At 29.3% G+C, this 7,492-nt stretch carries 10 protein-coding genes; 1 reads left to right on the top strand and 9 read right to left on the bottom strand.

From position 1 onward, the window contains the following. From ACWIX0_RS12425 to ACWIX0_RS12410, 4 genes are all read right to left on the bottom strand, one after another. Positions 1-1,215 (bottom strand): hypothetical protein (locus ACWIX0_RS12425; RefSeq protein ID WP_454174305.1); only part of this gene is annotated, 1,215 nt, incomplete at its 3' end. After that, the gene (locus ACWIX0_RS12420; protein ID WP_454174304.1) at positions 1,202-1,756 is read right to left on the bottom strand and encodes a hypothetical protein; all 555 of its coding nucleotides are present in this window, start codon (positions 1,754-1,756) and stop codon (positions 1,202-1,204) included. The genes ACWIX0_RS12420 and ACWIX0_RS12425, both read right to left, overlap by 14 nt. Positions 1,757-1,830: 74 nt before the next feature. Beyond that, complete coding sequence (locus tag ACWIX0_RS12415) at positions 1,831-2,706, bottom strand: hypothetical protein (RefSeq protein WP_454174303.1); 876 nt, start codon at positions 2,704-2,706, stop codon at positions 1,831-1,833. After that, positions 2,699-3,997, bottom strand: a complete 1,299-nt coding sequence (locus ACWIX0_RS12410; protein ID WP_454174302.1) for a hypothetical protein — start codon at positions 3,995-3,997, stop codon at positions 2,699-2,701. The genes ACWIX0_RS12415 and ACWIX0_RS12410 overlap by 8 nt, the downstream gene beginning before the upstream one ends. A gap of 306 nt (positions 3,998-4,303) precedes the next feature. On the opposite strand from ACWIX0_RS12410, the gene ACWIX0_RS12405 reads away from it, so the two are divergent. Further along, positions 4,304-4,477, top strand: a complete 174-nt coding sequence (locus tag ACWIX0_RS12405; protein ID WP_454174301.1) for a hypothetical protein — start codon at positions 4,304-4,306, stop codon at positions 4,475-4,477. A 75-nt stretch (positions 4,478-4,552) separates the two neighbouring features. Here ACWIX0_RS12405 and ACWIX0_RS12400 read toward each other — a convergent pair whose 3' ends face one another. The 5 genes from ACWIX0_RS12400 to ACWIX0_RS12380 form a co-directional block, all read right to left on the bottom strand. Continuing rightward, complete coding sequence (locus ACWIX0_RS12400; protein ID WP_454174300.1) at positions 4,553-5,173, bottom strand: hypothetical protein; 621 nt, start codon at positions 5,171-5,173, stop codon at positions 4,553-4,555. Between the two features lie 10 nt (positions 5,174-5,183). Continuing rightward, the gene (locus ACWIX0_RS12395) at positions 5,184-5,567 is read right to left on the bottom strand and encodes a hypothetical protein (RefSeq protein WP_454174299.1); all 384 of its coding nucleotides are present in this window, start codon (positions 5,565-5,567) and stop codon (positions 5,184-5,186) included. A 216-nt stretch (positions 5,568-5,783) separates the two neighbouring features. Continuing rightward, entirely contained in the window at positions 5,784-6,752 is a 969-nt protein-coding gene (locus ACWIX0_RS12390) for a DUF6402 family protein (protein ID WP_454174298.1), read from the bottom strand. A 17-nt stretch (positions 6,753-6,769) separates the two neighbouring features. Then, entirely contained in the window at positions 6,770-7,213 is a 444-nt protein-coding gene (locus ACWIX0_RS12385; protein ID WP_454174297.1) for a hypothetical protein, read from the bottom strand. A gap of 98 nt (positions 7,214-7,311) precedes the next feature. After that, positions 7,312-7,492 (bottom strand): hypothetical protein (locus ACWIX0_RS12380; RefSeq protein WP_454174296.1); only part of this gene is annotated, 181 nt, incomplete at its 5' end.

The following is a 7,492-nucleotide window of genomic DNA, read 5'->3' as shown; positions in this document are numbered from 1 at the left end:
GCATTCCCAAGAAGAATCTAGACTGCATAAATCGGCGTAGCATTTTTCATAAATTTGTGTTTCTAGTAAAAATAAAGTAATTTTATCTTGTTTAGAAACGGTAGATTTATTTAAATGTTGTTTGGCTACCTTTAGCATACTGCTTGGCAATATGGTTATTTTATCATAATAGCTTAATTCCCTTACTAAACTAATTTTATCCATTACAAAATCTACGCAGGAATTACCTATCAATTTATAATCCCTAAATATATTGTTATCATTAGAAAATATGTTAGGACACTTTCTTAACTCATTACTTGTTAGAAGTGTTTGAAAAAGAATTGCTTTAGTTATATTTTTGTATTCATTTTCATTTATTTCAAATACTTCGCTTTGTGCATCTTGAAATGTTTTTAGAGGACGCAAATATATAAGTTGGTGTCCTTTGCTATATGCAAGAAATTTTTTATCGTTTTTGTTTAGTGGGGTTCTAGGCATTGATTTTATTGAATATTGTTTTTGTTGCAAATCACTTAATGGGACATCTTTGGTTTTATGCAGTAATTCATCATTCCAATGATTGTTTTGAAAAACTTTGCCACCTGTTTGATGGTTGTTGTTTTTGTATTTTCTAAATACCCCAGTTTCATAAGGTCCAAATCCAAAAAATCCCTCAATAGAATCAATATTGCTATATTTAGATTCTACAAATTCATTAAAAAGATTTTTAAATTTGCTAAACTCATCTTGCTCTGTAAAAGTTTCTCTTTTTATTGTTTTTAACCATTGAAAGAAAGGCTCTGTAATATCAGCATAACATTGTCGTAAAAATGCAAAATCAGCATTTAATTTTTCCCTTAATTCTTTATCAAAATCTCTATTAAAAGAATCGTTTGTATCAGTAATCGCATCTTGCCAAGCTTTGTATTTTTTATTGCTAGTAAAAGTATATTTGCATTCTTTATCAAGTTTTTCTTTCAAATCGTTAAGTGTAGATTCTGCTATAAAGCATTCCATTTGTTTAATTTTTAACTTGCATTGATTGACAGCCTCTGTCATATTATTTTTCATAAAACTCTCATACAATCTTTTCTGCATACCAATTTGCGTTTCACTGCATTTTGCTTTTTCAATCTTAAGTCCCAAAAATATATGGGGATTTCCAGCTCCTCCTATTTGCCACCAAAATCTATTGACATAGATTCCAAGTGAGTATTTTTTATTGTAAATCATCTGTATTCTCTTTAAATAATAATTTCAACATATAGGGCGTATATGAGTCAAAGCCACTTTCATCATCAAATATCTCGCCAATAACACTATTATTGCGCATTGCTTCTTGCTTAATTACATTGATAGAATCTTCTAAATTTGCTCCACAATACAAATATTTCGTTTCGCTATGTGGCATTATAAATAGTTCTGGGTAAAATTTATTCCATAATGTATCATAATGAAATCCTATGATTTTTATATAAAATGCACGAGCCGTGCTAGAATCCGAAAGCACTACAACCTGTGGCACAATCTGTTTATTTGGCAAAAACCACATAAAACTTTTTATTTTTATATTGTCTATTGTTAGATTTTGACGCACCCTAGCATATACAACTTTTCCTAGATTTTCTTTGCAAAGTCGCTTGTATTCTTTATATTCTTTGTCGTATTTTTTAGGGATAAATGCGCGATATGAAGCAGGATAATAAATCGAGCAACCACACATTATGTATGCAATAAACACGCCAAACAATCCAAACACAGCCCACATTTTCACGCTTTTTCCTTCAAATATAATGTTGAAATTTCATACAAACTTTAGATTCTAACCTAACATTACTTAACAATCCATTAAGCAATGGCTTTTTTGCCTAAATTGCTTTTTAGTTTGACTTGTCCTCCGTGAATACATTTTAGCTCATCACATTCTAAAATAGGACAAAGAAATGCTGTGAAGTTTGAATCTATTTTATTTTTATTAGATTCAAACTCTTTTCTTTTGTTTATTTCATTTTCTTTAATTTTATTTGATTCTTTGCTTACGCATTCTAGTTTGATATTTAGGCTAGAATCTAAAATGGAGTAATTTAAGATTGTAAGTTTGTGATTGTTTAGGAATATTTGGAGGGTTTGATTTGTGGGATAGATTTTGGTTTTATTGTTTGTTTGGGTGGAATCATTTGTGTTGGTAGAATTGTTTGAATCTAATGAATCTACATTATTATTTGAATTTTTTGAATCATTTGATTTTAAATTAGAATCACTAGATTTGTAAGATTTATTCGAGTCTTTTGAATTTAAATTTGAATTTGATTTATTTGAATCAAAATTAGATTTGTTAGATTTATTTGAATCTTGCGAATGTGCATTTGATTCCAAACAATCCAAATCACATTCCAAATAATAAATCGGCTTTGATTCGTCTAAATCGTTGGCTGAATCATTTAAATCCGAATCTGAATTATTTGCATTGCTTGTATTGTGATTTACATTTGAATCACTTGCATTTGAGATATTAAAATTTAGATTCTCATTAGAATCCAAACTCCCAAAGAAACATTCATTATATGGCATAGTGGATTCTGTGCCACCATTTAATAGCACTCCGCAAAAATAGATTTTAGATTGCAAAGTATCTATGCCTGTAGATTCTAATATTTGTATGTCGATAATATCCCCATCATAAGCAAAAATATTTTCTATTGTTTTATTTTCATTGCTAGGCATTTGCAACCTTTGATATTTCATTTTTAGATAGATTTTTAGTGAGTTTATGATAGCTACTACTCCAATATTTATCGCTTTGTATTCCTGCTAATACATTTTGATAAAATTCATTTCTAGCGATTTGATATTGCTTTGATACATTGCCATAGTCATATTTATGATAAAGCCTTTGTGAAAGCGTTTTATCGTTTGGAATAAATATAAAGGGTGCAAATTTACATACTGAAAAATTATAAGCAGAATTGCTTAAGTCAAATTCTTTTTTGGTATAGGCTTGATAATCGTGTTCTTTATCTAATATTTTTATATCTCTAGCTGTTTTATCCCAATAAACAAATATGAAATCGCCTTTTATATTTTTAGTATCAATATTTTTTAGCATTGATTGCAAGATTTTATCAAGTTGCAAATATACAAGCGAAATACTCTCTATAAGTATTACAAATCTTTCACTATTTGGTATTCTATTTGATTGCACTTTATTTTCAGCAACAACGCAATAGCTTTGCATAAAACGATTCATGCTATCTAATAGCTTCCTAGCCCACATTCTAAATGCTTTTGCGCCTTTTATAGATTCTAGATTTTCATCGATTGATTGGAATTTGAGAAAAGTGGAGTGGATTTTTTGAATATAATTAAAAATATCCATAAAATTCCCGGGAATTATATAATCTTCATCAATCAATTCTATACCTATATTTGAGAGTTTTTTTATAACCCAATTAACGCAGTTGTTGTTTGTTATATGATAACGCAAATCATAATGCACATAGCTTTTTGTATTTGGTTTAACTTGCTTTGTGGCTTCAAAATCTTTTTTGATATTTTCTAAAAGAGTATTGTATTGTTCTTTAGAGATTTCTAATACACAACGATTAGTTTTTGAAAAAGTGCTTGCAGACCTAATCCTCCAGTTTACATATGAGTTTGTATTTGGATTGGGGTCAACAAGATATTGATTGTTTTCAAAAACTTTACCTATGCTTCCATCATTCGCAAATTTATCCCACGCCATTTTAACCATACCTGTGGCACTTCCAAATCCAAAAAATCCCTCATTATTATTTTTATCATATCCAAACACATAAGAATTGATTGTTGGGTATATTTTCTCATACCATTTTTTATCAATATCTTGCCAATCTGCATTTTTAAGTTTATCGTTGCTTGTTTTTTTATCTTGTTCATCTAATTCATCAGGGTGAGTATGAGTCAACCCTAAAAATGCGTGGGTGAAGCCCTCTAAATCATTCAAAGTATCAACATAAATCGTTACATAGTATTTCATAAATTTGTATCCTATCTTATTGGTATGTTATTAGCTATTACAAATACAACAACTATATAAACTACACCAATCGTGTATATGCAAAACAAATTATAATGCCTTGTTTTTAGTAAAAAAATAGCGCAAATAATATATGCCATTACACTTACAAACATTAGATATTTATAGTTTAAAAGCCACAATGTTGTAAAAATGCTTAATAATAATGGTAGTATATTTTTGATATACAAAAGATTTATTACAAAAATTACAAATATAAAACTAAATAATATAAAATGATTGTGATAAATCGCAGTGAAGCCCCAAATGACATTTTGCAACGCGCTTCTTTCATTGTGCCACCAGCTAGACAAAGAGTCAAAAATCCAAATTTCAAAAATCAAATGCGACACAAAAAAACTACACACAAACCACGCAATTTGTCCGCTTGCAGCCGAATCTAGCCCTTTAGATTCTAGCTTTGATTTGATTTGTGTATAAATAGGAATTTTCAAAATATATCCTTTTATAGTTATCTTGAATCTTAAAAATTATACATAAACAAATCAAACCAATCTAAATTAGATTAGTATTTAGATTTGAATCAACGCTAGAATCTAGTTGTGAATTTGGATTAGATTTTGTATTGTTGTAAGAATTTGATTTTAACGCTAAACCATTTGAATCTAAAAATATGATTGTGTTTGTTTTATCGTTAGTTTGAAAGATTAAATCATTTGTGGATTTGGCATTTTGATTAAATCTATCTTGCTTTTGAGTTTCTCTTATTTTTGTCTTTTGCTCTTTTTGAATCTCTTGCAATCTTGCTTCTCTTTGTGTGAAATCTAAGTCTTTTAATTCCGCATTTATAGAATCTATCTCTTGTTTTTGTGCTTGTGCTTTTTGCTCTTTTATTTGCATTATAGATTTGTAAAGTGATTTACGGGAAGTTAAATAAGAGTCGCTTAACGAATCTTTGTTTGCAATAAATGAGAGATAGAAAGATGAGTGGTAGCCAAAATGTGAAATGATATTGTCATCATTTAGGCTTGGTGATTGATTTGATTTTATAATGATAAAATCTTGGCATTGATAGAGGGCGTTTAAAAATGCAATGTTAGAATTTTTGGTTATATTATTTATATCCTGCATATCGACACCTATAATTTTTGTAGCAAAAAAATCAATTTTGTTCATATTAGCTCCCTTAAGGTAATAATCTCGACAAATATTCACCAACATTATTCAATGCTTCAATATTGCTTACTAAATACAACAATGGTATCATTGTAATAAATGCAAATATGCCAAATACCATTGCTTTGCCTTTGTGAAAATTGCACAATATCTCATCACTATTTTTGCACAATTTTTTATAGATAAAAAGTGATAGTTTGATGACAAAAAATGTTGCTATAAAATCCACAAAAAATACAATTACCCACGCGATAAAAAACATATTAAGCCTTGCATACGGAATCATTGCTTCATAATCTATGCGTTCAGATTCCCACAAAAGGCGTAAATCAGGACTCATTCCACGAGTATAATCTGGATTGTATAAACAAAACCATATAGAACACTCCGCCATAACAAATATTACAAAAACCCCCAAGCAAAAATATATAAAAATCCCACTAGACGATGGCGCGTAAATCGCATTTTTATCAATCCAAAAATTATACACGCACAAAAGCATTGCGTAATATAATACTACAACAAAACAATATTTACCTTGCACAACAAAAAATACAATTCCGCCCAAAATTCCCCACATAACACTATCGCCAAACATATATTAACCTCTCTATAAACTCGTAAATTCGTGGTTGCTAAAATCTATCGTTGCTATTATGTCTGTGCTGTATATTTTAAAATCTAATCCATAGGGTGTGTATTTTTGATAATCTTGATAGTCTTGGTTGTAAATGTGGTGTTGTTGTTTATCATTAGTTTGCAAAAAATTATTGTTGTTTAATGCGAAAGAATCTAGTGCATTTTTTATGACATATTTTATATCATTTCTCGTAAAATCTCTATTATGAATAGTTTCATATTTATATTTTTCATATTCATCATACTTCTTTTTATCCACATATTCAAATATAATCATCTGCCAAATAGAACCCCAAATACAAAAAGCCTTTGTTTTAAAATCCCAAGCTCCAACAGGCTGCCCAAGTGCCGTGATTTCTCCATTGTTATCAAATAAATAAGGATAATCCAAGAAATCAAAGCTATCATATACATAAGCCACCATTTCATCAATGCGAAATTTTATCGAATCTGCTTCTTTTTTGAAGCTGATTTTTGTGGGGGCATAAAAAATACTAAATTTTCCCGTGCAGGCATATAGTGCTAAATTTTGCATTATAGTATTGTAAGTTTGTATGGTTGATTTAGATATATCATAGCCCATTAGTGCTGTGCCTGCGACTGGAATAGCTCTAGCCACACCTTTTCTTAATACAGCCATCGGAGTGCCGATTTGAAACGGTGTTCCAAGATTTGAATCAAAATCAAATGGTATTTGTTTAATAAATTCCCTATCATCTAAAGATGTATGTTGGCAATTTAGCGTATCTATTTCATAGGGTTTGCAACTAGATACTAATTTATAGCCTTGCGATGTTGTTTCATTTTCTCTTAATATAATATAAGAATCTTTATTTAAATCACTTCGATTTTCTTGTATATCTATTGCAAAGTTAAATGTATATGAGCCTTCAGAAATTTTCTTTAATGTATTGTTGATATATCGATTTGTTTTAAGCATTTTAATCATTTGATTTATTAGATTTTTGTATATATGTTTTGTTTGTTTGTTAAAAAATCATTGCTTTTACTTCTCACAATGGGAAATTTCATATAAAATTTATCCCAATCAAGTGTTGTGTAAAAATTTATGGGGCGTTTATCTTTATCTGTTTCTTTTTGTCTAATATATGGTGTGTAGCGTAATTTTAGAGATTCTATACCTTTGCTTTTTAAAAAATTTTGTATATTAACAAGTCTATTTTTTTCTATCTGTGTGGTAATTTTTGTTTGCTGTATTGTTTTAGAAAAATCTTTGATTGTGTCTATTTTGGGACTGTTTTGCCATAAAGTTTGCAAGTGATAACTTGTAGCCCAGCCAAGCGTAGCAACTTCATCATTTGCCTTTTTGTAATATTTAAATTCATTATAACAACATTCAAGCTCTGTTGGCAAAATATTTTCATCAAAATCGTATGGCATTTTAACCTCATTTGTGAATGCTATTTGATTTCAAATTATACTTCATTGCAACTTAAAATTTGATTGTTAAAGATTATAAAATCCTGTTATTACACTCATCACTTACCTTTATTAGCCTCATCGTTTTCTATGACTTGCTCAAAAGTGCTATCAAGCGAATCTAATATGATATAACTAACTATGCTTCCGCCCACAAAAATCCCAAAAAATCCTATCAAATAGCCTATATCAAAAAAGATATGGCAAAGCAAGGCTATGATGCCAAGAGCTATCGCAATG

This window comes from Helicobacter sp. T3_23-1059 (assembly GCF_053654515.1).
This window is presented reverse-complemented; position numbering and strand designations above follow the sequence as displayed.